25 protein-coding genes and 2 tRNA genes are annotated in these 24,638 nt (G+C 68.1%); 6 read left to right on the plus strand and 21 right to left on the minus strand.

What is annotated here, in order from left to right:
- The 3 genes from ACP7AZ_RS15465 to ACP7AZ_RS15475 all read right to left on the minus strand — a co-directional run.
- Positions 1-119 (minus strand): GTP-binding protein (locus tag ACP7AZ_RS15465; RefSeq protein ID WP_426038994.1); only part of this gene is annotated, 119 nt, incomplete at its 3' end.
- Positions 120-170: 51 nt separating this feature from the next.
- Positions 171-244: transfer RNA gene (locus ACP7AZ_RS15470), tRNA-Gly, on the minus strand.
- An 88-nt stretch (positions 245-332) separates the two neighbouring features.
- A tRNA-Tyr gene (locus ACP7AZ_RS15475) sits at positions 333-416 on the minus strand.
- Between the two features lie 147 nt (positions 417-563).
- Here ACP7AZ_RS15475 and rlmB point away from each other — a divergent pair.
- From rlmB to ACP7AZ_RS15490, 3 genes are all read left to right on the plus strand, one after another.
- Positions 564-1,484, plus strand: a complete 921-nt coding sequence (gene rlmB / locus ACP7AZ_RS15480) for a 23S rRNA (guanosine(2251)-2'-O)-methyltransferase RlmB (RefSeq protein ID WP_426039527.1) — start codon at positions 564-566, stop codon at positions 1,482-1,484.
- Positions 1,485-1,560: 76 nt separating this feature from the next.
- Entirely contained in the window at positions 1,561-2,439 is an 879-nt protein-coding gene (locus tag ACP7AZ_RS15485) for a TerC family protein (RefSeq protein ID WP_426039528.1), read from the plus strand.
- 32 nt (positions 2,440-2,471) lie between these two features.
- On the plus strand, positions 2,472-2,918 hold the full coding sequence (locus tag ACP7AZ_RS15490; protein WP_426039529.1) for a hypothetical protein: 447 nt from the start codon (positions 2,472-2,474) through the stop codon (positions 2,916-2,918).
- On the opposite strand, the gene ACP7AZ_RS15495 is transcribed toward ACP7AZ_RS15490, so the two are convergent.
- The 12 genes from ACP7AZ_RS15495 to ACP7AZ_RS15550 form a co-directional block, all read right to left on the minus strand.
- A complete protein-coding gene (locus ACP7AZ_RS15495; protein ID WP_426039530.1) occupies positions 2,919-3,203 on the minus strand; it encodes a 2OG-Fe(II) oxygenase family protein in 285 nt (94 codons plus the stop codon).
- Positions 3,204-3,215: 12 nt separating this feature from the next.
- Positions 3,216-3,632: a hypothetical protein gene (locus ACP7AZ_RS15500; RefSeq protein ID WP_426039531.1), complete on the minus strand. Its 417-nt coding sequence runs from the start codon at positions 3,630-3,632 to the stop codon at positions 3,216-3,218.
- Positions 3,629-5,332: a methionine--tRNA ligase gene (gene metG, locus ACP7AZ_RS15505; protein ID WP_426039532.1), complete on the minus strand. Its 1,704-nt coding sequence runs from the start codon at positions 5,330-5,332 to the stop codon at positions 3,629-3,631. The genes ACP7AZ_RS15500 and metG overlap by 4 nt, the downstream gene beginning before the upstream one ends.
- Before the next feature lie 59 nt (positions 5,333-5,391).
- Positions 5,392-5,799 carry an MAPEG family protein gene (locus ACP7AZ_RS15510; RefSeq protein WP_426039533.1) on the minus strand — a complete coding sequence of 136 codons (408 nt, stop codon included), beginning with the start codon at positions 5,797-5,799 and terminating at the stop codon, positions 5,392-5,394.
- Between the two features lie 46 nt (positions 5,800-5,845).
- Positions 5,846-7,201 carry an MATE family efflux transporter gene (locus tag ACP7AZ_RS15515; RefSeq protein WP_426039534.1) on the minus strand — a complete coding sequence of 452 codons (1,356 nt, stop codon included), beginning with the start codon at positions 7,199-7,201 and terminating at the stop codon, positions 5,846-5,848.
- 96 nt (positions 7,202-7,297) lie between these two features.
- Entirely contained in the window at positions 7,298-7,696 is a 399-nt protein-coding gene (locus ACP7AZ_RS15520) for a DUF1489 domain-containing protein (protein ID WP_426039535.1), read from the minus strand.
- A 164-nt stretch (positions 7,697-7,860) separates the two neighbouring features.
- Positions 7,861-9,852, minus strand: coding sequence for an acetyl/propionyl/methylcrotonyl-CoA carboxylase subunit alpha (locus ACP7AZ_RS15525; protein WP_426039536.1), 1,992 nt, complete (start codon positions 9,850-9,852; stop codon positions 7,861-7,863).
- 436 nt (positions 9,853-10,288) lie between these two features.
- On the minus strand, positions 10,289-11,188 hold the full coding sequence (locus ACP7AZ_RS15530; protein WP_426039537.1) for an enoyl-CoA hydratase-related protein: 900 nt from the start codon (positions 11,186-11,188) through the stop codon (positions 10,289-10,291).
- 14 nt (positions 11,189-11,202) lie between these two features.
- Positions 11,203-12,795 carry a carboxyl transferase domain-containing protein gene (locus tag ACP7AZ_RS15535; RefSeq protein ID WP_426039538.1) on the minus strand — a complete coding sequence of 531 codons (1,593 nt, stop codon included), beginning with the start codon at positions 12,793-12,795 and terminating at the stop codon, positions 11,203-11,205.
- Positions 12,796-12,996: 201 nt separating this feature from the next.
- Positions 12,997-13,416 carry a J domain-containing protein gene (locus ACP7AZ_RS15540; protein WP_426039539.1) on the minus strand — a complete coding sequence of 140 codons (420 nt, stop codon included), beginning with the start codon at positions 13,414-13,416 and terminating at the stop codon, positions 12,997-12,999.
- A 13-nt stretch (positions 13,417-13,429) separates the two neighbouring features.
- Positions 13,430-14,263, minus strand: coding sequence for a division plane positioning ATPase MipZ (locus tag ACP7AZ_RS15545; RefSeq protein ID WP_426039540.1), 834 nt, complete (start codon positions 14,261-14,263; stop codon positions 13,430-13,432).
- Between the two features lie 193 nt (positions 14,264-14,456).
- Entirely contained in the window at positions 14,457-15,143 is a 687-nt protein-coding gene (locus ACP7AZ_RS15550; protein ID WP_426039541.1) for an SPOR domain-containing protein, read from the minus strand.
- A 76-nt stretch (positions 15,144-15,219) separates the two neighbouring features.
- Here ACP7AZ_RS15550 and panC point away from each other — a divergent pair, with 76 nt between their 5' ends.
- Positions 15,220-16,083 (plus strand): pantoate--beta-alanine ligase, encoded by an 864-nt coding sequence (panC, locus tag ACP7AZ_RS15555; protein WP_426039542.1) that lies wholly within the window; start codon positions 15,220-15,222, stop codon positions 16,081-16,083.
- A gap of 65 nt (positions 16,084-16,148) precedes the next feature.
- Entirely contained in the window at positions 16,149-16,658 is a 510-nt protein-coding gene (locus tag ACP7AZ_RS15560; protein ID WP_426039543.1) for a cytochrome C, read from the plus strand.
- A gap of 4 nt (positions 16,659-16,662) precedes the next feature.
- Here the strand turns inward: ACP7AZ_RS15560 and ACP7AZ_RS15565 are convergent, their stop codons facing one another.
- The 4 genes from ACP7AZ_RS15565 to gor all read right to left on the minus strand — a co-directional run bounded on the left by ACP7AZ_RS15565 (position 16,663) and on the right by gor (position 21,276).
- On the minus strand, positions 16,663-17,433 hold the full coding sequence (locus ACP7AZ_RS15565) for a chorismate mutase (RefSeq protein WP_426039544.1): 771 nt from the start codon (positions 17,431-17,433) through the stop codon (positions 16,663-16,665).
- Positions 17,434-17,715: 282 nt separating this feature from the next.
- Positions 17,716-18,303 carry a prephenate dehydratase domain-containing protein gene (locus tag ACP7AZ_RS15570; protein ID WP_426039545.1) on the minus strand — a complete coding sequence of 196 codons (588 nt, stop codon included), beginning with the start codon at positions 18,301-18,303 and terminating at the stop codon, positions 17,716-17,718.
- A complete protein-coding gene (locus ACP7AZ_RS15575; RefSeq protein WP_426039546.1) occupies positions 18,300-19,670 on the minus strand; it encodes a class II 3-deoxy-7-phosphoheptulonate synthase in 1,371 nt (456 codons plus the stop codon). Before ACP7AZ_RS15575 ends, ACP7AZ_RS15570 begins: the two co-directional genes overlap by 4 nt.
- 226 nt (positions 19,671-19,896) lie before the next feature.
- A complete protein-coding gene (gene gor / locus ACP7AZ_RS15580; RefSeq protein WP_426039547.1) occupies positions 19,897-21,276 on the minus strand; it encodes a glutathione-disulfide reductase in 1,380 nt (459 codons plus the stop codon).
- A 334-nt stretch (positions 21,277-21,610) separates the two neighbouring features.
- Here gor and ACP7AZ_RS15585 point away from each other — a divergent pair, with 334 nt between their 5' ends.
- On the plus strand, positions 21,611-22,567 hold the full coding sequence (locus ACP7AZ_RS15585) for a hypothetical protein (protein ID WP_426039548.1): 957 nt from the start codon (positions 21,611-21,613) through the stop codon (positions 22,565-22,567).
- Between the two features lie 20 nt (positions 22,568-22,587).
- On the opposite strand, the gene rpiA is transcribed toward ACP7AZ_RS15585, so the two are convergent.
- Entirely contained in the window at positions 22,588-23,274 is a 687-nt protein-coding gene (rpiA, locus tag ACP7AZ_RS15590) for a ribose-5-phosphate isomerase RpiA (RefSeq protein ID WP_426039589.1), read from the minus strand.
- Positions 23,268-24,614: a bifunctional UDP-N-acetylglucosamine diphosphorylase/glucosamine-1-phosphate N-acetyltransferase GlmU gene (glmU, locus tag ACP7AZ_RS15595; protein WP_426039549.1), complete on the minus strand. Its 1,347-nt coding sequence runs from the start codon at positions 24,612-24,614 to the stop codon at positions 23,268-23,270. The genes rpiA and glmU overlap by 7 nt, the downstream gene beginning before the upstream one ends.
- Positions 24,615-24,638: the final 24 nt, after the last annotated feature.

Raw genomic sequence — 24,638 nt, forward strand, 5'->3', positions numbered from 1 at the left:
CTGGCCTTGGCCAGAACCATCGTGATCGCAGCCGTCAGCGTCGTCTTGCCGTGGTCCACGTGACCGATCGTGCCGATGTTGCAATGCGGCTTGTTACGTTCGAACTTTTCCTTGGCCATGGCCAAACTCCTGATGGCCCGGCTCGGGGGCGCTGGTGCTTATCAAAAATATGGAGCGGGTAGACGGAATCGAACCGACATATTCAGCTTGGAAGGCTGCTGTATTACCATTATACTATACCCGCACGGAAACCACGGCAGTCCTTTGTTTTCACAAAGAAACTTCCGCAGCTGATCGTCCTCGAAAACCCTGCCGTCCGTATCGAAAGCGCGTGGTGGGGGAAGCAGGACTCGAACCTGCGAAGCTTACGCAGGGGATTTACAGTCCCCCCCCTTTGCCACTCGGGACATTCCCCCAGCGCGCTATGTCGATCCGTCCGAACCGTCCCTGACCAATCTTTCGACCGGCGTCGGAACAAAAGGCTTCGGGGTCGGGACACGCCTGAGATAGAGGGAGCGCCAGACCCGAAAGCCCTAGGGCTCCAAATCGGAGGGCGTCTTATAGTGTCGAGAAATCCAGAACGCAACGACCGGAAATCGGGCCAAAAGCCGACCGGCAAACCGGCCTTCAAAGGCCGGTCCGGCGACGCTTCGCCAGAGTCCAAAGGGGCGCCCAAGGGCGGCCCCGACCGCGGTGGCTGGAACCCCAACCCGCCAACCAAGGCCTTCTCCACCGCCGCGCCGCGCGCCGGGCGGGGCAAGGTCGACGCCGACGGCTTCGTGTGGGGCCGTCATCCCGTGCTGGCGGCGCTGGCGAACCCGGCGCGCAAGGGCATGGGGCGTCTGCTGGCGACCGCCGATCGCGCCGCCGAGCTGGAACGCGACGGCATCCCCAACGGCCACAAGGTCGAGGTGATCGAATCGCTGGCGCTGGAGCGGATGCTGCCCGCAGGCGCGGTGCACCAGGGCCTGGCCTTCAAGGTCCAGCCGCTGGAAGGCGTGGCGATCGAGGACTTCGCCGATCCGGCCGAGGGAATCATCGTCATGCTGGATCAACTGACCGACCCCCAGAACGTCGGCGCCATCTTCCGCTCGGCCCTGGCGTTCGGCGCGCGGGGAATCATCGTTCAGGACCGGCATTCGCCGGTGCTGGCCGGAGCGCTCGCCAAGGCGGCGGCCGGGGCGACGGAGCGCCTGCCGTGCGCGCGGGTGACGAATCTGTCCCGGGCGCTGGAGCGGCTGGCCGATCTGGGCTGGCGGGCGGTCGGACTGGATGGATCGTCCGAGGAACTGCTCGAGAATGCGCTGGATCACCGGCCGACCGTTCTGGTCATGGGCTCCGAAGGCGACGGCATCCGCCGTCTCGTCGCCGAACACTGCGACGTCCTGGCCAGGATCCCCATGCCGGGCGGCTTCGAGAGCCTCAACGTATCCAATGCGGCGGCCGTGGCCCTCTATGAAGCGACCAAGAAACAGCGCGGCTAGTGGCTTTCCTCCCCGTGGTCGTTCGGCGACGGGGAGGAGACTTGGCGCATGACGTTCGCGACGCTAGAGACCGCCAATGGAATTCCTCAGCTCTCCCGAACTCGCCAGCCAGTTGACCGCGCTCGGTCAGGTCATGGCCATCGACCTGGTGCTCGCAGGCGACAACGCCGTGGCCGTGGGCCTGGCCGCCGCCGCCCTCGCGCCCGAACAGCGCAAGAAGGCGATCCTGATCGGTCTGGCGGCCGCCGTCGTGCTGCGGATCGGTTTCGCCCTGATCACGGTGCAGCTTCTGGCCATTGTCGGCCTGCTGCTGGCCGGCGGCATCCTGCTGCTTTGGGTCTGCTGGAAGATGTGGCGCGAACTGCAGGAGCATAAGACTCACGACCAGGCCGAGGCCGAGGCCGAGCTCGAAACCGCCCTGTCCGCCCACCACGGCGGCGGACCGGCCCCCGAGGCCCTGGGCCTGAAGCGCAAGACCTTCGGCGCCGCCCTGCTGCAGATCATGATCGCCGACGTGACCATGTCGCTCGACAATGTGCTGGCCGTGGCCGGCGCGGCTCACGAGCATCCGTGGATCATGGTGTTCGGCCTGATCCTGTCCATCGCCCTGATGGGGCTGGCCGCGACCTTCATCGCCAAGCTGCTGAACAAGTACCGCTGGATCGGCTACATCGGCCTGGTCATCGTCCTGTACGTCGCCCTGCACATGATCTGGGACGGCGCGCGCTCGGTCGTGGTGCGGACCGGCAATCTGGAGCAATTCAACGCCGCCGCCCCGGCCTTCCTCGATATCTCCCCCTATGAGGTCGAGAAGTTCCAGCAGGGCGTGCGGACCGAGGACAGCGCCCTGCCCGGCACAGGCGAGCCCCTGACCTCGCCTGATGCAGCGGCGGAGGCCGCTTCCGCCCCGACCGGGACCGCAGTAGCCTCACCGGAGCCGGCAAAGGCGGAATAGTCCGCCGACCCGGCCGCAAGGCGGAGGCTGAAGTGAGCGTCATTCTGATTTCCGCGCTGATCGCGGGGCCGATGACGGCCGCGCCGGTCGCACCGCCCGCGGTCGTCGTCCAGGCGGGACCGCGATCCGTGCCGGTCGGCGACCCCCTGCGGCGGACGCTGCTGAATACGCTGCGTCCGTCGGTCGAGGACGAGCTGGGCCAGCCGGTTCAGTTCATGGTCGATACGCTGAAGATCCAGGGCGACTGGGCCTTCTACGCCGGCTCGGTGCAGCGCCCCGACGGCCGCCCCATCGACTTCGCCCAGGCCGGCTTCGCCGAAGCGATTGCCGAGGGCGTGTTCGACGGCCCGGCGACCTATGGGCTGATGCACCGCGTGAAAGGACGCTGGACGGTGACCGTCTTCGTCATCGGCCCGACCGACGTGGCCTATATCGGCTGGCCCGACGCCTACGGCGCGCCGCTGAGTCTGTTCGAATAGTCAGGCCCCGCGCAGCCAGCCGGTGATCGACACGCGGTCGGCCCCGGCCGACAGGGCGACCTGGGTCACCGAATGGGGGGCCGGGACCTTGAGCAGGTTCAGGGTGTTGAAGCGCGGGGTGAAGGCCTCGCCGACATTGCCCTCGGCATCGTGGAAGGCCAGCAGGCCGCCCCAGTCGATCCGCCAGCCGGGCGTCAGGCCCAGGACATAGGCATAGAGGCGGTTCTTCCCCTCGGCCGTGTCGTCATGCTCGGTCAGGAAGTGCCCCTTGCGGAAGCGGGTCAACTGGGCGTCGGCCTAGGCGATGCCGGGCTCGCCCGTCGCCTCCCGCATCAGGCCTAGGAAGGCCTCGCCGTTGAGGAAGGCGACCAAATCGGCCCAGACGGGAGCGGCTGCTCCGGCTTCGGCGAGATCGTAGATCGGATGGTTGTCGAACAGGTACTGAAACGCGTCAGTCGCGGCGGCCTGGACGGCCTGGCCCAGGGCCTGACGCTGGTGCGGCTCCAGCGAATACAGCCAGGCGCCGGGGAGATCGACATGACCGGTCGAGCGGCGGGTGACGACGTTGAAGTCGGGCTGCTCCGCTTCGGCCCGCAGGTGTTCGGCACAGGAAGCCGCCAGCAGGTCGTGAAGTTGGGCGCGGCCGGTGGTGGCGAGGCGCGCGCGCACCGCCGAGAGGGTCGCCGGGGAGTGATCCGCCAGCGTGGGCTTCACTGAGCCCCTCCGAACCGCTCGCTCCATTCGACGATCTGGACGTCCTCGATCTTCCTGAACAGGACCTCGGCCGCAGCGACAGTCTGACCGCGCGGGAGTTGGTCCAGAAGCGCGGCGTTGGTGGCGGGCCAGCTGAGATCCGTCTCGCCCACGGCGGCGGCGATCTTCCCGGCCGAGAAGGGCATGACGGGCGCGGCGATGCGGGCGAACAGGGCGACGAGGTTCAGGCCCGTGCGAACACCCACGGCGGCGCGATCGACATCGGTCTTGAACGCGGTCCAGGGCGCGGCTTCCTGCAGGTATTCGTTGCCGAGGACCCAGACGGCGCGCAGGGCCTGGCAGGCCTTGCGGAACTCCTGGGCCTCAAAGGCCTCGGTCGCCTCGGCGATGCCGGCGCGGATGTCGGCGTCGAGCTTGGCTTCCAAGGGGCCGGGTTCGCCGCCCTCGGGGACGACGCCGTCGAATTTCGACTCGGCGAACTTGACGATGCGGTTGACGAAATTGCCCAGGACGTCGGCCAGGTCCTTGTTCGTCGTCGACTGGAACTGTTCCCAGGTGAAGGCCGCATCCGACCCTTCCGGCCCATAGGCGGTCAGATGCCAGCGCCAGTAGTCGGCGGGCAGGATCTCCAGCGCCTGGTCCATGAAGACGCCGCGCTTTTGCGACGTGGAGAACTTGCCGCCGTACCAGTTCAGCCAGTTGAAGGCCTTCAGCGTATCGACGGTCTTCCACGGCTCGCCGGAGCCGAGAATGGTCGCGGGGAAGCTGACGGTGTGGAAGGCGACGTTGTCCTTGCCCATGAACTGGACGTAGCGCACGTCGTCCGCCCCCTCATCCAGCCGCCACCAGTCGCGCCAGGTCGTGCCGTTGGCCGCGGCCCATTCCTCGGTCGCGCCGATGTATTCGATAGGGGCGTCGAACCAGACATAGAAGACCTTGCCCTCCATGCCCGGACGCGAACCGCCGTCGGGACCGACCACCGGCACGCCCCACTTCAGGTCGCGGGTGATGCCCCGGTCGATCAGGCCTTCGTCGAGGTGTTTGAGCGCGATCGAACGGGCCAGGGTCTGCCAGTCGGTCTTCGACTCGATCCAGGCGCGGATCTGGCCCTCGATCTTCGTCTGCAGAAGATAGAGGTGGCGGGTGTCGCGAACCTCCAGATTGGTCGAGCCCGAAACCGAAGAATAGGGGGCGATCAGGTCGGTCGGGTCCAGCAGGCGGCCGCAGTTGTCGCACTGGTCGCCGCGCGCGCCCACGTGGCCGCAGTGGGGGCAGGTCCCCTCGACATAGCGGTCGGGCAGGAAGCGGGCGTCGTCGATCGAATAGATCATCCGGTCGACCCGTTCCTCGATCAGGCCGTTCTCCTCCAGCACCTTGGCGAAATGCTGGGTCAGGCGGCGGTTGGGCTCGCGCGAGGAGCGACCGAACCAGTCGTAGCTGAGGCCGAAGGCGGCGCCGGCGGCCTTCTGGATCTCGTGCTGTTCGTCGCAATAGGTCTGGACGTCCTGACCCGCGGCGCCGGCGGCCAGTTCGGCAGGCGTACCGTGTTCGTCGGTGGCGCAGATGTAGAGGGTCTCGTGCCCCTGGGCGCGCTTGAAGCGGGCGAAGACGTCGGCCGGCAGCATCGAGCCCGCCAGATTCCCCAGATGCTTGATGCCGTTGATGTAGGGCAGCGCCGAGGTGATGAGGATGCGGGCCATGATCGTCCGATGTTGGGGAAGGCGACCATATAGAGAGGGGCGGGCCCGGCGGCAAAGTCCTAGCTGAACGCCGTGAATCCGAGCTGCACCGCCATGGCCAGCAGGGCCAGGGTCCCGACGGCAAAGGCGTTGAATCGCAGCCTCACATTGTTGCCGTTCAGATGGATCAGGCTATGGGCCAGGCGCGAGGCGACGAAGATCCACGCTGTGACGGCCAGGCCCGGCCCCGTCGCCCCCAGATGCAGGGCCAGCAGCACCAGAACGTAGAACAGCACCGGCGTCTCGAACTGGTTGGCGTAGTTGTTGGAGATCAGGCGAACCGGCTCGGGCCAGGCGTCGTTCGAGGCCGCGACCGCCGCGAGCGGGACCTCGCGCCGACGCAGCGCGCCGATTCGGGACACGCCGACGAGGCCGACAAGGCCGAGGGTCAGGGCGATCTGGACCAGAAGGGGGGCGATCAGGGACATCGGGCGACTCCGGGTTTTGAATCGCTACTCTCTCTCCGGATCGACCCTAAGGCAACGCTTGAGTCGAAGCCGGCAGCCTTCTGGCCACCCGCATGAACCGCCCCGTCAACAGGGCGGAAGACACCAGGCTGGCGATGATCACGGCCCAGACCAGGCCATTGACCCCGATCTGGTGCGCCAGGACCCAGCCCAAAGGCATCATGACCCCACCATAGGCGGCGAAGTGGATGATCGTCGGCCACCAGACATCGCCCGCTGCACGGTTGGCCTGGGCGGCGACGACCTGGATGCCGTCCGCCACGAAGAACAGGGTCGCCAGAACCAGGGCGGGCGCGGCGATGGCCAGGAGCAGGGGATCACGATTGTAGGCCCCGACCATCAGATGCGCGCTGGGCCAGACCAGCAGGGCGACGATCAGGGTCAGGCCGGTGACCACGCCGATCCCGACCAGGCCTGCCCGCAACGCGCCTTCGCTGTCCCCTGCCCCATAGGCGCGACCGACCAGCACGGCCGTCGCCGACGACAGGCCCATGGGGACCATGAAAACGATCGCGGACACGTTCAGCACCACGGCCCAGGCGGCGGTCTCGTTGGCGCCCAGCTGGCCGGCGATGAAGGTCATGGCGGCGAAGGCCGCGACCTCGATGAAGTAGGACGAGCCGCCGCCATAGCCGATGCGGCGCTGTTCGGCGGCGGCGACCGGATCGGGCCTCGGCCGGGTGAAGATCCCCAGCGCCCGCGCCTCCGGCAGGCGGACGATGTAGATCACCAGGAAGATCGCCAGCGCCGCCCGCGCGGCGAAGGTCGCCCAGCAGGACGCCTCGGCGCCATTGATGCCGAGGCCGAGCAGATCGGGCACCAGCAGCAGGTTGAGGGCCAGGTTGACGCCATTGGCGACCCACATGGCGACCATGCCGGGCTTGGGTTTGCCGAGCGCCTCGAGGAAGAACTGGGCCGCGACCGACACGAGATAGGCGGGCATGGACAGGGCGAGCACGATCAGGGCCGGGCCCGCGCCCTCGGCCAGACCGGCCTCGAGGTTGAGCTGGCGCAGGAGCCAGGGGCCGAGGAACACCAGGGCGATACAGGCGGCGACGCCGAGCTGCAGCGCATAGACGAGTCCGCGTCGGAGGACGGCGCCGACCTCGGCGCGACGTCCCTCGCCCAGCATCCGGGCCGTCATGACCTGGACACCGAACAGCAGGCCGACCGCCGTCACGACGATGATCGAATGCGGCGCCCAGGCGAGGGAATGGAAGGCCAGCTCGCGCGAAGCGTAATTGCCGACCACGATCGCGTCGGTCAGCCCCATGGTCATGATGCCGATCCGCGCCAGCACCACCGGCCAGGCCAGGGTCAGAAGCTCGCGTGTCGCGGCGCGGGTGGAGGGGCTGAGGAACATCGAGTGGCGAGTGCTTCGTGGCGAGTGGCGAGGTGAGGCCGGGCGGCGGCTATAGCGACTTGCTCGCCACTAATCACTCGCCACTCGCCACTTTGTTCACCACGCCCCCATCTCGCGGAGCTGTTTCGCCAGATCCTCGGGCATGTCGCCGGCGTCGAGCGAGGACAGGTCCGGCGGGGCGTCTTTCGGCTCGAGGTAGCGCCAGCCCTGGAAGGGGCGACGGGCCTGGGGCGCGGTGCGGATGACCTCGGGCGACAGCTTGATCAGGCACATGGAGGCCTTGCCCTCCCCACTGGTCGAGACATCCAGAATGGGCATCCGGCAGGTCACCGAGCCCTTCATGACCCAGTAAAGGGAGCCGCCGTCCTCGAGCTCGGGCGCGCGCTTGGGCGTCATCCGGGTGTTGACGGTCAGCCATTCGCCCTTGGCCGCGCGGCGTTCCAGTGTTTCCACGTGGACGACGCCGACGCACAGCTTGATCATGTGGAGAGGCATGGGCGGTCACTAGCATCTCCCTCCCCGACCGGGGAGGGTCGTCGCGAAGCGACGGGGTGGGAACGGCGGGTGATGCGGATGCAGGAGGGCGGCGTTTCGCCTTGCCGCCCCCACCCGGTCTCCGCTGCGCTGCGACCACCCTCCCCCGAGGGGGAGGGAGAGACTTATGTGCTAGCCTCGACCTTCGCCAGCACGGCGTCAGCGGTCACCTGATCCCCGACGGCAAAGCCGATCTCGCCGACGACGCCGTCGAACGGCGCGACAAGGGCGTGCTCCATCTTCATGGCCTCAAGCACGATGATCGGCTGGCCCCTGGTCACGATGTCGCCGGCCCTGGCGGGCGTGGCGACAATCTTGCCGGGCATGGGGGCGCGGAGGGAGCCGTCCGAGGCTGAGCCGCCGCCGGCCCTTTCCGCCACGCCGCCGCGCCAGGCGACACTGATCGCCTCACCATCGGCGAACAGGATGTCGCCGTCATCCTCTCCATAGGCCCAGTTGAAGACCCGGTCACCGACCAGGACCTGCTGGTTGACGACCTCGGCCGGAATCTGATCCGCGCCGATCAGCCATTTGAACCCATCCGTCGTGTCGGTCAGGACGGGCCGGACGACGGGCTTGCCGCCGATGCGGGCGGCATAGCTGGCGCTCGACGGGCCATTCAGGCGGAAGCCGAACGTCGCGCCGGGCAGGCCCTCGAACGGCGACGCCCTGTCTGCGCCTTTGAACCCGGTGCGGGAATGCCACTCGTCTTCGGCCGCCAGGGCGATGGCGGCGGCTTCGATGTCCGGGTCGTGCGCGGCCGCCAATGTGTCCGCCTCCGCCGCGATCAGGCCCGTATCGACATCGGCCGTCACGAAACGGGGATGGCGCAGCAGGCGGGTCAGGAAGCCGGCGTTGGTCCTGACCGGCCAGACCTCGACCTCGCCGCAGGCCTGCGCCAGACGCTCCGCCGCCGCCGCCCGCGTGTCTTCATGCACGATCAGCTTGGCGATCATCGGGTCGTAGAACTGGCTGACCTCGCCGCCCTGTTCGACGCCGGTGTCGACACGGATGTCGTCAGGCAGCACGAAATGATCCAGCCGCCCGATCGAGGGCAGGAAGCCGTTGGCCGGATCCTCGGCGTAGAGGCGGGCCTCCATGGCCCAGCCGTTCATCGGGATATCGGCCTGTTTCAGCGGCACGGGCTCGCCCGCCGCGGCGCGGAACTGCCATTCGACCAGGTCGACGCCGGTGATGGCCTCGGTGACCGGGTGTTCGACCTGCAGCCGGGTGTTCATCTCCATGAACCAGATACGGTCGGCCTTGAGCCCGTCGGAGGCGTCGGCGATGAACTCGATGGTGCCCGCGCCGATATAGTTCACGGCTTTCGCTGCCTTCACCGCCGCCGAGGTGACGGCTTCGCGGGTCGCGGCGTCCATGCCCGGGGCCGGGGCCTCCTCGATGACCTTCTGGTGGCGGCGCTGAAGGGAGCAGTCGCGCTCGTACAGGTGGACGACCTCGCCGTGGCTGTCGCCGAAGACCTGAACCTCGATGTGGCGGGGCGAGAGGATGTATTTCTCGATCAGCACCCGGTCGTCGCCGAAGCTGGAGGCCGCCTCGCGTCGGCACGAGGCCAGGCCGTCGAGGAAGGCTTCGCCGGCGTCGACGCGCCGCATCCCCTTGCCGCCGCCGCCCGCGACCGCCTTGATCAGGACCGGATAGCCGATGGCGTCGGCCTCGGATTTCAGTCGGTCGGGCGACTGGTCCTCGCCCATATAGCCGGGCGTGACCGGGACCCCGGCCTCGACAATCAGCTTTTTGGCGGCGTCCTTGAGGCCCATGGCGCGGATCGAGGCCGGCGGGGCGCCGATCCAGACGATGCCCGCCGCCATCACCGCCTCGGCGAACTCGGCGTTCTCCGACAGGAAGCCGTAGCCGGGGTGGATGGCCTCGGCGCCCGTGGCCCTGGCCGCCGCCAAGACCTTGTCGGCGACGAGGTAGGATTCGCGCGCCGCCGCCGGGCCGATCAGGACGGCCTCATCGGCCTCGCGGACATGAAGGGCCCCGGCGTCGGCCTCTGAATAGACGGCGATCGTGCGGATCCCCATCCGCTTTGCGGTGCGGAAGACGCGACAGGCGATCTCGCCACGATTGGCGACCAGGACGGACTTGAACATGGGCCCGGTTTAGAGGGGCGGAGGGCGATTGTCTCCTCCCTCGCCGGGGGAGCGCGACTCCAAAAAAGAGTCGACAGAGTCGAAAGAGTCTACATCGACGGACGTGTGGCGGCGGCGATGTCAAAGACCGGGAGACAGTGTCTCACGGTTTTCAGGGGCGCCTGGAATAGAGCTATGAATCACGGCCGGGCGTTAGAATCGTTGAAAGATTTCGGGCGTGCGTTGATGGGTATGGCGTGGGATCTCCTTCTCCCCTTGTGGGAGAAGGTGGCAGCCGAAGGCTGACGGATGAGGGGTCACTCCGGCGGCTGAAGTCATGGATGGACCACTGCTCATTCGGCTGGAGCCGGTGTCACCCCTCACCCGCCGGCGCAAGGACGATCGCTGCGCTCTCGTGCGCCGCCTCCCTCTCCCGCAAGGGGAGAGGGCAAGTCCCCTATTCCGCCCAGCGCGGGGCGCGCTTGTCGAGGAAGGCGCGGACGCCTTCCTGGCCTTCGTCGGAGACGCGGGCGCGGGCGATGCGTTTGGCGGTCTCCTCCATCAGGCCGTGATCGATGTGGCGTCCGGCGACGTCGCGAACCAGTCGCTTGGCCTCGCCCATGGCGCCGGGGGCGTTCTGGGTCAGGCTGTCGGTCAGCATGGAGATGAACTCGTCCATCGAGCCCTCGGGCAGGACCATGTCGACGATCCCGGCGTGGGCGGCGTAGTCGGCATCGAAGATGTTGGCGGTCAGGAACAGCTGCTTCGCGCGGCGGGCGCCGACGGCCTCGATCACATAGGGGGCGATGGTCGCGGGGATGAGCCCCAGCTTGACCTCGGAGAAGGCGAAACGGCTGCCCTCGACCGCCACGGCCATGTCGCAGGCGCAGACGATCCCCGCCCCGCCGCCCATGGCCGCGCCCTCGACGAGAGCCACGGTCAGGGCCGGGATGTCATGCAGGGCCTTGAGCATTTTCGCCAGCATCATGGCGTCGTCGCGGTTGTCGCTCTCGGACCAGCCGGCGGCGTCGGCCATCCAGTTCAGATCGCCGCCGGCGCTGAAGGTGCCGCCCGCGCCGCGGATGAAGACGACGCGCACGTTGTCGGCCCCGTGCAGCGTCTCGAACGTCTCGTACAGGGCGGCGACGGTGGCGGCGTCGAAGGCGTTCTTCTTGTGCGGCCGGTTGATGGTGACGAACACCACGCCGTCGGCGGTGCCGTCCACCTGAATCAGGTCGTCGTTCGCGTCCGGCGCCGGGTCGCTCAACAGCGGGTGGGAGATCGCATTGATCTCGGCGGCCTCGGCATCGGTGATGTCCAACGCGTTCAGGTCGGCTTCGGTGGGTTTGTCGGTCATGGGAAACTCCTCAATCACATCCTGAACACGCCAAAGGTCGTGTCGGCTATCGGTGCGTTCAAACTGGCCGAGATGGCCAGACCGAGAACGTCGCGGGTCTGGGTCGGGTCGATGACTCCGTCGTCCCAGAGGCGGGCGGTGGCATGGTAGGGATTGCCCTCGTCCTCGTATTTCTGACGAACGGGCGCCTTGAAGGCTTCGGCCTGTTCGGGAGTCCAGCTGTCGGCGTCGCGGTGGACGGTGGCGAGGACGCTGGCCGCCTGTTCCCCGCCCATGACGCTGATCCGGCTGTTGGGCCAGGTGAACAGGAAGCGCGGGCCGAAGGCGCGGCCGCACATGCCGTAGTTGCCGGCGCCGAAGGAGCCGCCGATCAGGATGGTGAACTTGGGCACGCCGGCCGCGGCGACGGCGGTGACCAGCTTGGCCCCGTCCTTGGCGATGCCGCCGGCCTCGTATTTTCCGCCGACCATGAAGCCGGAGATATTCTGCAGGAAGACGAGCGGGATCTTCCGCTTGCAGGCCAGTTCGATGAAGTGGGCGCCCTTCAGCGCGCTCTCGGAGAACAGCACGCCGTTGTTGGCCAGGATGGCGACCGGATAGCCCCAGATGCGGGCGAAGCCGCAGACCAGGGTGGTGCCGTACAGCGATTTGAACTCCTCGAACTCCGAGCCGTCGACGAGGCGGCCGATGACCTCGCGCACGTCATAGGGAGCGCGGACGTCGTCGGGGATGAGGCCGTAGAGTTCGGCGGGGTCGAGAACGGGATCACGCGGCTCGCGCACGTCCATGTCGACGCGTTTGACGCTGTTCAGGTGGCCGACGATGTCGCGCACGATCTCCAGCGCGTGTTCGTCGTTGTCGGCAACATAGTCGACGACGCCGGACTTCCGCGAATGGGTCTCGGCACCGCCCAGGTCCTCGGCCGAGATGACCTCGCCGGTGGCGGCCTTCACCAGCGGCGGGCCGGCCAGGAAAATGGTGCCCTGGTTCCTGACGATGACCGTCTCGTCGGACATGGCCGGGACATAGGCGCCGCCGGCGGTGCAGGAGCCCATGACGCAGGCGATCTGGGGGATGCCCTTGGCCGACATCTGCGCCTGGTTGAAGAAGATGCGGCCGAAGTGGTCGCGGTCAGGGAAGACCTCGGCCTGATGCGGCAGGTTGGCCCCGCCGGAATCGACCAGATAGACGCAGGGGAGATTGTTCTGTTCGGCGATCTCCTGGGCCCGCAGGTGCTTCTTCACCGTCATCGGGAAATAGGCGCCGCCCTTCACCGTCGGGTCGTTGGCGACGATCATGACCTCGCGGCCCGAGACCCGGCCGACGCCGCAGATCATGCCGGCGCCCGGCGCCGCGTCGCCGTACATGCCGTTAGCGGCGAGCTGGCCGACCTCAAGGAAGGGCGAGCCTGGATCGAGCAGGCGTTCGACGCGGTCGCGAGGCAGAAGCTTGCCGCGCGAGACGTGGCGGTCGCGGCTGGCGTCCGATCCGCCGCGACCGGCCTTGGCCACCCGCTCGCGCAGCTCGACCTTCAGGGCCGTGTTGTGGGCGTGGAGCGCCTTGAAGGTCGGCGATTGCGGGTCGATGGCGGAGGTCAGCTTCGGCATGGCGCGAGGTTTACGAGCGGTCGCGACGGAAGGCAAAGGGTGCGCAACGGTCTCTCCCTCCCCGTCCGGGGAGGGTGGCCGAGAAGCGGCCGGGTGGGTGCGGCCGGCGAGCCGGACGCCGATTGCCCGTGTTTCGCCGCGCCCTCCCCACCCGGTCTCCGCTTCGCGCCGACCACCCTCCCCCGAGGGGGAGGGAGAGGGTTACTTGCGGAGCAGCCGGTCGCGCGCCGCATTCAGCCGTGCCGCCAATCCCTCGGTGCCGCCCTGATCCGGGTGGGCGCGCCCCATGAGACGGCGCCAGGCGGCGTTGATCGCTTCGGGGGTGGCGTCGGCCCCGACGCCGAGGATCGAGCGGGCGTCGACGTCCCCGAGGGTTTCGCGCTTCGCGGCGACCTGCCGGATGCGAGACGCAACGGTCAACCAAAGCGCCGCCCCGACCAGCGCGCCGCCGCTGATCCACGCGCCCTTCGACAGGGCCAGCGCTCCTCCGGCCAGCATGGCGGCCGATACGAGCGTGGCGGCGACTCGCCATTGGCCGCGCCGGGGACCTTCGGTCTGACGGCCCAGCCGGACCAGCGCCCAGACTCCGATGCCGACCAGCACCAGCCAGATCAAACCCATGGCGGGACCTGGGTCAGGCCGCCGCGTCCAGGGCCGGCAGAGCGACCTCATCCAGGCCGAGCGACTGCATCAGATTGCGCATCTCCTGACGCGCGGCGACGTGGGCCAGCGACACGGCCACGGGGCGGACCTCGCTCGACAGATCTGCGACGGTCAGGCCGAAAGGGAAGAGCTCGCGGTAGATGACCCGGTCGCGCAGGCCCGGACCGACGCGGAAGCCGACCCGCTTGGCCAGTTTCTGCATCTTGTCGTCCAGGCGGCGACGATTGCGCGCCTCGGCGACGGCCATGCGGTTGGTGATGATGACCCAGTCGATGGCGGCGTGGCGGCCTTCCGAGATCGCGCGGTGCTTGCGGGCCTCCCAGACGCTCTCGGAATAGGTGGAGGGCTTGAGAAGGTCGAGCGTCACCGGATCGACCGTGCCCAGCATGTCGAAGTCGACGAAGCTGTCGTTCATCGGGGTAACGATCTGGTCGGCGCGGGCGTGGGCCGCGCGTGACAGGGCGGTGTCGCCGCCGGGGGTGTCGATCAGGATGATTTCGGCGCCTTGCGCCTCGGCGAAGGCGGCCTCGAAGCAGGCGATCTGGTCGGCCTCGCCGGCCTTGGCCAGAGCCTTGCCGTCGCCGAGATCCGGCTCGATCGGCATGGGCAGGATCACGCCGTTGGCGGCGGTCCAGGCGGCGCGGTGGGCGAAGAAGTGACTCATGGATCGCTGGCGCAGGTCCAGGTCCAGGATGGCCACCCGCCGGCCCGCGTGCAGCAGTCCGCACACGATATGGATGGCGAGGGTGGACTTGCCCGCCCCGCCCTTTTCGTTGCCGACGACGATGACCTGAGGCTGCGTCATGAACCGATGATCCGAAAGCTGGCGACGACCGACTCACTCGCCGGTCGCCATGGTTCGCCAGAATCGGGCTCGCCGTCGCCTTCGTCAACGAAAGGTTAAAAGACGGCTGTGGATGGGATCGTCGGGGCTCACCGCTCCCCTATACCCGTGCACCCCGGCGAAGGCCGGGGTGCACGGATGATGGATTGGGAGGCTAGCCCCGGCGCAGGCAACCCAGCTGTGCCGCATCGGCGGCGCGGCAGACGGCGCGGGCGGCGTCGGCGGGGGCGACGACCTTGAGGCGGGTCAGGCGGCGCCCATCGACCTCAACCGCTTCGAACACAGGAGACAGTTCGGCAACCGCATGGCCGGCTGAGGCAATACGCGTCCAGGCGGCGCGGGCGGCGCCCGGGCTGGAGAAGGCGCCGAGTTGAAGCGTCGTGCGAGGCGACGCAGGCGCAGTTGGGGCCGCCGTAGTGGAGCGGACCACAGCGCGTTCGACATGGTGCGCCTGCATTCGGTCCGAGACCTGCTGGACGACCGCCTCAGCCACCATGGGAGCCGCGGCCTCGATCAGGGCGGGTGCGGCGCGTTCGACCGCGCCGCGCAGGCCGGCGTCGCGCGCGTCCCACAGATCATGCGGATCCATGACCTCGACCCGCAGCGCGCCGGGGTTCACGACCGCCTCGGTCATGGCCAGCGCGGGACGCAGGCCGCCCTCGGCCGCCGAGCGCACGGGTCGATGCACACTGTGGCGCTGCCCCCCGTCAAGAGGGATATCGGCCACGGCCTGGGCCATGGACTCGAACCGGTGCGGGTCGCCCTCGACCAGGCTGCACGACGAGGTCGCGAGGCCGGCGAGACCGAGGAGCACTGGACGAAGCATTCTGCTGGGCGTCATAAGCCGACCCTTAGCCGGGCACCTTTTGCCGTCCCGTGCACGAACAGGCTTAAGTCGAAGGGTTAACCCGGTAAGCATGACTGAGAACGCTCCTCCCCTTCCCATCGCGCGAACCGTCGAAGCGTTGCGCACGACCGTGCGCGACTGGCGTCGTCAGGGGTTCGCCGTAGCCTTCGTGCCGACCATGGGCGCCTTGCACGAAGGCCATCTGACCCTGGTGCGCGAGGCTGGACGGCGGGCGGACAAGGTGGTCGCCAGCGTCTTCGTCAATCCGACCCAGTTCGCGGCGCATGAGGACCTCGGCGCCTACCCGCGTCGCGAGACAGAGGATGCGGGATTGCTGGTCGGGGCCGGGTGCGACCTGCTGTTCGCGCCGACGGTCGGGGAAATGTATCCGGAGGGCTTCGTCACAGGCATCAGCGTCGGCGGACCGTCGCAAGGGCTGGAGACCGACTTCCGGCCGCATTTCTTCGGCGGGGTGGCCGTGATCGTGGCCAAGCTGCTCAACCAGGTCCAGGCCGACGTCGCCGTGTTCGGGGAGAAGGACTATCAGCAGTTGCTGGTGGTTCGCCGCATGGCCCGTGATCTGGACATCCCGACCGAGATCGCGGGTTCGGCGACCGAGCGGGACGGGCACGGTTTGGCCCTGTCGTCGCGCAACGCCTATCTGGCCGAGGCCGAGCTGACGGTGGCGCGCAGGCTGAACGGCATCCTGGCCGAGGCGGCGATGAAGGCGGCGGACAGGCGTCCGCTCGCAGCGGTGGAGCGGGAGGCCTACGCCGAGCTGCTGAAGGCCGGGTTCGAGCGGGTGGACTATGTCGCCGTGCGCCGCGCCGACGATCTGGCGGCATTTGCGAACGGAGTCGTCGATGGACCGGCCCGGATCCTGGCCGCCGCCTGGCTGGGAACGACGCGGCTGATCGACAACATGGCAGTCTGACCCCTCGCCAGCTTGACCCCAGGCGGTGGTGCATGTTCCCTCCTCACCGAACGGGGGAATATCAAATGACCACAAAGATGCTCGTTGTCGCGGGTCTCGGCGTCGCCGCCCTGCTGTCCGGCTGCGACCAGGCTGGTGTGAAGCTATCGACCAGCGCCGGGGGGCCACACGTCATCGCCGCGTCCGACATCGAGGCAGGCCGCTATGTCGTTCTGGTCGGCGGCTGCAACGACTGCCACACGCCGCAGTACGCCATGACCGGCGGGGCCCGGCCGCCGGAGAGCGAATGGCTGAAGGGCTCGTCCGAGGGACACAGCGGCCCTTGGGGGACCAGCTACGGCAAGAACCTGCGCCTGACCGTCGCGGGGCATTCCGAAGACGAGTGGGGCCAGTTGCTGAGCACGGGCGCCAGCCTGCCGCCCATGCCCTGGCCGAGCGTCCGCGCGATGTCGGAGGCCGACAAGCGCGCCGTCTATCGCTACATCAAGTCCTTGCCGGGCGACCCGGGCCAGCCTTCGCCGGCCCCCCTGCAGCCCGGCGTGACGCCGCGCGCGCAAGTCGCGCCCGCCGCCTGACCCTCTAGCCGATCGCGCCGACACAGCCCTCGGCGTCGCCGGGGGTCAGGTCGGCCTCGGTCAGGGCCAGGGTCCAGCCGTGGTGGGTATTCAGGCCCCAGCGACGCGCGCCGCCGCCGTCGCCGGCGTCCCCGCCCGCGCTGACCACGACCCGTCGGCCCCTGGGCAGGGCGGCCGGGTCGATCTTGCCCACAGCCAGAGAGGTCGGCTGACCGCCGGCCGAGCCGAAACCGTCGAAGACGCTCAGGCTCGACCAGTCGCGGCGCAGACCGACCCACCAGGAATCTTCGGTGTTCACGGCCAGAACAGCGACACCCTTGCCCTCCGCCGCGAAGGCGAGCGCGGCCTGCGGGTCGCGGACCATGCGGATCGAGGCGGCCGTGCCGAAGCGATGGCGGGCGCCATCGAAGGCGCGGGTCGGGTCGGTCGGAGCCCAGACCTGGACCTGAAGCTGGCCCTGGCGCGCCAGACCCCAGCCGACGATCTCGCGCCACAGGCCCTCGACGGCGACGGCGTTCTCGGGCTCGGCCCTGGCCATGACGCGGCTCAAAACGGTCTGTTCGCGGTCGGGGCGGAGCTTGGTGTGGGGGCCGTGGGGCGCGTCCTTGGCCTGGCCGACCTTAGCGGCGATGGCGAGGCGGCGCTGGAACAGGACCAGGAGTTCGTCGTCGACGAGGTCGATCTCGTGACGCAGGGCGGCCAGGGCCATCTGCTCGGGCGACATGTCGTCGGGATTCATGTCGGGCCAGACTTGCTGGAGGTTCGATTTCGGCATGGGATTTGGGCTTTCACGGGATGCATTTCGATGAAGGGCGAAGGGGTGCGCCGCCGCCCTGGTTGAGGGCGGTCGCCGGCGAGGCTGTCAGGAGCGAGGAATGCTCGAGGCCTCAGCCGGCGTATCGAAAGCCGTAAAAGCAGGAGCCGAGATAGCAGGCAGCCGCGCGCGAACGGAGCGAAAGGATCGAAAGCGAAGCGCGCAGCGGGGACATGAGTCGAACCGGTTGTGGGGATCGTGTGCGATCCATGGGGCCTTAAGACACGCAACGATCGTGCGACGTCAACCCGGCTCGCGGGCCAGAAGAACAAATCGCGTGCGATTGTCGTCGGAATCCTGAAGATCGTTGCGCAGAACCGTCAGTCCGTAAACCTCGGCCGCAGCGACCGGCGCGATGGCGGCGCGGGTGCGGTCGCCCAGCGCGGCGACCTCCCGGGCGGCCCCGGCGGTGTCGAAGGCCTCGATGATCTCGAAGCCCATGTCGGCCACGGTCCGGGCGCATTGGCGCAGGGCGATGGGATGGCTGGCCACGGTCCGGATCTGTTCGAACTCGGCGCCGTCGACCGCCATCAGGGCCATGCGGATGGGACGCCAGGCATCGCCGACAATCGGCAGGCCCGACTCGGCCACAAGGGTCGCCGCTGGCTCCACGACACCGATGGTCGAGTTCTCGACCGGGATCAGGGCGCAGTCGCAATCGCCCGACTGCACGGCGGCGATGGCTGCGTCGAAGGTCTCATACGGCACATGCTCGTCCCAGGGACGCAGGACCATGCAGGCCTCGTGGCTGAAGGCCCCGGGCGCGCCCTGGAAGGCCGTGCGGCCTGCCCGATCCTCGCTCTCCGGCCTGCCGACAGCCCCGGTGGTCATGCCGCCTTCGACCTGTTGAGGCGGCCCGACTTCAGCCGCTCCGCCACCAGGAAGGCCAGCTCCAGCGCCTGATCGGCGTTGAGGCGCGGATCGCAGTGGGTGTGGTAGCGGCTGGACAGGTCGTCCTCGGACACGGCCTGGGCGCCGCCGAGGCATTCGGTGACGTTCTGGCCGGTCATTTCCAGGTGGACGCCGCCGGGGTGGACGCCCTCGTGCTCGGCCACCTCGATGAAGCCCTTCACCTCGCCCAGGATGCGATCGAACGGGCGGGTCTTGTAGCCATTCGAGGCCTTCAGCGTGTTGCCGTGCATCGGGTCGATCGACCAGATGACCTTCTTGCCGTGCGCCTTGGCGGCCTTCATCAGGCGCGGCAGGCGGTCGTGAACCTTGTCGTGGCCGAAACGGCCGATGATGGTCAGGCGGCCGGGCGTGTTGTCCGGGTTCAGGGCGTCGATCAGGGGCAAGAGGTCGTCCGGCTCCATCGTCGGGCCGCACTTCACGCCGATCGGGTTCCTGATACCGCGCATGAACTCGACGTGGGCGCCGTCCAGCTGACGCGTGCGCTCGCCGATCCAGAGCATGTGGGCCGAGGTGTCGAACCATTCGCCCGAACCGCCGTCGAGGCGCGTCAGGGCGCTCTCGACGTTCAGGAGCAGCGCCTCGTGCGAGGTGAAGACCTCGACGCGCGAGAGGTCCGGATGGGATTCGGGCGTGACGCCGACCGCCTCCATGAAGGCCAGGGCCTCGGCGATCTTCTCGGCCAGTTCGCGGTACTGCGCGCCGACGCCGCCGTCGGCGAAGCCCTGAGTCCAGCGATGGATGTTGTAAAGGTCAGCATAGCCGCCGCCGGCGAAGGCGCGCAGCAGGTTCAGGGTCGAGGCCGACTGGTTGTAGGCCTTCAGCAGACGCTGGGGATCGGGGATCCGCTCCTCGGCCGTAAAGGCCGAGCCGTTGATGTTGTCGCCGCGGTACGATGGCAGCTCGACGCCGTCGATCTCCTCCACCGCCGAGGAACGCGGCTTGGCGAACTGGCCGGCGATGCGGCCGACCTTCACCACGGGCTTGCGACCCGCGAAGGTCAGTACGACGGCCATCTGCAGGATCAGGCGGAAGGTGTCGCGGATGTTGTCGGTCGAGAACTCCTTGAAGCTCTCGGCGCAGTCGCCGCCCTGGAGCAGGAAGGCGTCGCCGCGTTCGACCTGGGCCAGTTTGGCCGTCAAGCTGCGCGCCTCGCCCGCGAACACGAGTGGCGGCAGGGCGCGCAGTTCGTCCTCGACGGCGGCGAGCGCGCGCGGGTCCGGATAGTCCATCGGCATGTGCACGATGGGTTTGTTTCTCCAGGATTCAGGGGTCCAACGCTTGGTCATTGCAGAAGAATAGGCCTCTCGCGGTTGCGAAACAACAAATCTGGTCTCCTCCCTGTTCGCCGCCTGGCGAATGGGGAGGTGGCGCCGAGCCCTTGCGAGCTGACGGAGGGGTTCTGGAGGGCGGCAAGAACCCCTCCCGTCGTTGGGCCACATTCGGCCCTTCCTCCACTCCGCTTCGCTCCGAGCCACCTCCCCATCGCTGCGCGACAGGGAGGAGACGTGCGGCTTAGCCCGCGCTCGTTTCCTGCGACTGCTTGACCTTTAGGGTCACCAGTTCCTCGGCCATCGTAGGGTGGACGGCGCAGGTGGCGTCCCACTGCGCCTTGGTCAGGCCGGCCTTCACGGCGATGGCCGCCAGCTGGATCATCTCCGGCGCCTCGGGACCGACGATGTGGACGCCGACCACGCGGTCGGTGTCGGCATCGACGACCAGCTTCATCAGCACCCGCTCATCACTGCCGGTGAAGGCGTATTTCATCGGCCGGAAGCGGGTCACATAGACATCGACGCCCTTGGCGCAGGTGTGCCGGGCCTCGCTTTCGGCCAGGCCGACGACGCCGACAGGCGGCTGGCTGAAGACCGCCGTGGCGACGGCCTCGTAGTCGAAATGCTGCGGGTTGTCCTTGTAGACCGTCTCGTGGAAGGCCACGGCCTCGCGGATGGCGACAGGGGTCAGGTTCATCCGGTCGGTGACGTCGCCAATGGACCAGATATTGTCGGCGGTGGTCCGGGACAGGGCGTCAACCTTGATAGCGCCCTTCTCGTTCAGCTCGACCCCGGCGGTTTCCAGCCCCAGATCGACGACATGCGGGACCCGGCCGGTGGCGAACATGACGACGTCGGTCTCGATCTCCATGCCGTTTTCAAGAACGTTCATCAGACCCGTCGCGGTCTTTGTGATCTCGGTGTGCTGGGAACCCAGGATCACCTTGATCCCGCGCTTCTCGATCTCGCCGGCCAGGTGGGCGCGAACGTCGTCGTCGAAACCGCGCAGGATGTTCGGGCCGCGATAGATCAGGGTCGTTTCAACCCCCAGGCCCGCAAAAATGCCGGCGAACTCCACCGCGATATAGCCGCCGCCTGCGATCAGGATGCGTTTGGGCAGTTCGGGCAGGTGGAAGGCCCCTTCCGACGTGATGGCGTGTTCGATGCCCGGCAGGTCGTCCGGCATCCAGGGCCGGCCGCCCGTGGCGATCAGAATGCGTTCGGCGGTGATCGTCTGGTCCTTGCCGACGATCTCGACGGTGTGGGCATCCTTCAGGACCGCACGGCCGTGGATCAGCTCGACCCCCGCCTTGCCGAGGTTGGCGGCATAGATGCCCGACAGTCGGGCGATCTCGACGTCCTTGGCCTGGATGAATTTCGGCCAGTCGAAGCTGGCCTCCACCGTCCAGCCATAGCCCTCGGCGGTTTCGAACTGGTGGGCGAAGTCCGAGGCCATGACCATGAATTTCTTGGGCACGCAGCCCCGAACGACGCAGGTGCCGCCGACGCGGAACTCTTCGGCTATGGCGACGCGCTTGCCGCCGAGGCCCGTCAGACGCGCCGCGCGCACCCCGCCGGACCCGGCGCCGATGACGAAGAGGTCGTAGTCGTAGTCGGCCATGGCGATCTCGAAGCGGACGGAAAACACAGTCCGAAGCGTCCGAAGCGTCCGGAGAGGCCGGGCGTCGCTGGCGGCGTCGGCGGACGGATTTAGGCGCCGCTGACGCTCGGGACAAGCGCCCTTCCCGCTTCAGCTCCAGGCCTCGGGCCCCCCTGACCGTTGCGCAGTGACGGCAGGGCTCGAACAGGCCGGTGTCGGGGCCTCAGGAACGCGCCCAGCGCGGGTGGCGCCTGTCGCTCTCAGGCCACGGCAAGCGCGTTGCACCAGCCGCAGTTGAACAACCACAGATCAGTGTTAGCCTCGTCTCCGGGACCTGTTCAGGAGAGACACCGCCATGCTTACGCTCGCCGCCCTGGCCGTTATGGCCACCCTGTCGATCGAGGGTGACGCCAATGCGTCGAACCGGCCGCTCCAGGTGGCGCCGCAGGTGGCCCAGACGGGCGAGCCTATCCGGCTGGAGGACATCGAGGTCACGGGCCGTCCGCTGGACACCATGATCCTGAACTTTGTCGATGAGGTCGCCGCCCCGGCACGTAACCGGGGTCTGGCGCGCTGGGACAATCGCGTGTGCGTCGGGGTGGCCAATCTGCGCACTGACGTCGGCCAGTACATCGTCGATCGCGTCCAGACCGTCGCCCAGGATCTGGGCCTAGAGAGCGGCCGTCCGGGGTGCCAGCCCAACGTCGTGATCGTCGCCGCCGCGGACGCGGACGCCGCGACACAGGCCCTGACCGAGCGACGCTCGCGCTTCCTGATGGGCGGCAGCGGCATGGACCGTGGCTTTACGGCCTATGACGCGTTCAAGGCCTCCGATGCGCCGGTTCGCTGGTGGACCGTCAGCATGCCCGTCGATACCGACACGGGCCTCCGCGCCGTGCGACTGCCGGGCGATTGCCGCAACGAATGCGATCACTCGCACACCTATGCCCCGATCGTGACGACGCGCCGCGCCTCGAACCTGACCACCCAGGTCGTCGACGAGATCATCCAGACTGTCGTGGTGCTGGATGTGGACCAGGTGGCGAACGTTTCGGCCCAGCAACTGGCGGACTATGTCTCGATGGTGGTCTTCGCCCAGATCGACCCTGAAGCGGACACCAGCGCCTACGCCTCGGTGCTGAACGTGTTCGATGCGCCCGAGACGGCCGAAGGCCTGACGCAGTGGGACCTCGCCTATCTCGAAGGACTGTATGACGCCCGGCGCACCCTGCGCAGCACGCGGGCGAGCAATCGCGAAATCGCCAGTTCGATCCATCGCGCCCACTCCCGGCTGAACAGCGCCGAAGAATAGCGCCGGAGCCGGCGTGGAGGTCAGGGCAGCCTGATCTCCACGCCCGTGTCCGTGCCGATGATCGCCTCGTCAGCAAGGTCGAGGAACAGACCGTGCTCGACCACGCCGGTGATCAGCTTCAGGTCGTCGGCGAGACGGACCGGGTCATGGATGGCCTGGCATCTGGCGTCGTAGATAACGTTGCCGCCGTCGGTGCGGACCACGCCGCGATCCGCCTGACGCAGACGGGCGGGCATCTGGATGTCGTGGTCGATCAGGACGTCGGCGATTCGGTTGCCCGTCGTCTTGTGACCGAAGGCGACCACCTCGATCGGCAGGGGAAAGGCGCCCAGAACCGGCACGACCTTGGCCGCGTCGGCGATAACGATGCAGCGGCTGGACGCCTCCCACACCAGTTTCTCGCGCAGCAGGGCCGCGCCGCCGCCCTTGATCAGAGCCAGGCCGGGCCCGATCTCGTCGGCGCCGTCGACGGTCAGGTCGATGCGGGAGACATCCTCCAGCGTGACCAGCGGCAGGCCCAGTTCCCGGGCTAGGTCGGCGGTCTTCTCCGAGGTCGGGACGCAGCGCAGGCCGTTCAGGCCACGCGCCGCGAGAGCCTTGACGAACCAGGCGGCGGTGGAGCCGGTGCCCAGGCCGACGACCATGCCAGCCTCGACGCGCAGGGCGGCGGCTTCTCCGGCGCGTTGTTTTTGCAGATCGCTCACCAGGACTTCGCCTTCTTCGCTTTCGCCTTGTTGCGGAAGGCCGCGCCGGCGCCGTCCTTGTTCACCTGACGGCCACGGGCAAGCGCCAGGGCATCGGCGGGGACGTCCTCGACGATCACCGAGCCCGAGCCGACGATGGCGCCCGCGCCGATGGTCACCGGGGCGACCAGAGACGCGTTGGAGCCGATGAAGGCCCCCTCGCCTACAGTCGTCAGGGCTTTGTTGTAGCCGTCGTAATTGCAGAAGATCGTGCCCGCGCCGATGTTCGCGCCCGCCCCGACCGAACCGTCCCCGAGATAGGACAGGTGGCTGGCCTTGGCGCCCGCATCCATGCGAACATTCTTGACCTCAACGAAGTTGCCGACCTTTACGTCCTCACCCAGGTCCGCGCCGGGCCGCAGGCGGGCGTAGGGGCCGACCTCTGCGCCGGTCGCGACCGTGGCGCCCTCGATATGGCTGAAGCTGCGGATGCGGGCGCGCTCGGCGACGCGGGCGCCGGGGCCGAAGACGACGAACGGATCAATGATTGATCCGGCCCCGACCTCGGTGTCCCAGGCGAAGTGGACGGTGTCCGGCGCCGACATGGTGACGCCGGCGGCGAGGAAGGTCTCGCGCTGGATCTTCTGGAACAGGGCCTCGGCCTGGGCCAGTTCGAACTGTGCGTTAACGCCCATGACGGAGTCCTCTGAGGCCATGGTCACCCGGGTCGGCTCTCCGCGCTTCCTGGCCAGTTCGACGACGTCGGTCAGATAGTATTCGCCCTTGGCATTGTCGTTCTTCACCTCGGCTAGAAGGGAGAACAACAGGCCTACCGGTGCGGCCATAACACCTGAATTACAAGTGATTATTGCCAGAACCTCAGGCGACGCCTCCTTGGCTTCGGTGATGGCGGCGAGGGTTTCGCCGTCCATGACCAGACGGCCATAGGCGCCCGGGTCGGCGGCCTCGAAGCCGATCACAGTGACGCCGTCGTGCGTCTCGAACACCGCCTCGATGTCGGCGGCGCGCATCAGGGGCACGTCGCCATAGGTGACCACGACCTGACCGATGAAGTCGCCCAGCACCGCCTCGGCGGCGCGGACAGCGTGGCCCGTGCCCATGGGCGGGTCCTGGACCGCAACGGCGTCCTCGCCCAGACGCGCCACGACATGGGCGCGGACCTCCGGGGAGTGGGCGCCGACCACGACGACGATCCGCTCGCAGTGCAGGGCCTCGGCCACATCGATGGCGTGGTCCAGCATGGCGCGGTGGCCGACCGGGTGCAGCACCTTGGGCAGGGGCGACTTCATCCGCGTCCCCTGGCCGGCGGCAAGGATGATGGCGGCTCTGGGATGGGTGGTCATGAATCGGTCCGGGGTCTAGTCACG

It is taken from the genome of Brevundimonas sp. DC300-4 (assembly GCF_049897365.1).
Taxonomy (GTDB): domain Bacteria; phylum Pseudomonadota; class Alphaproteobacteria; order Caulobacterales; family Caulobacteraceae; genus Brevundimonas.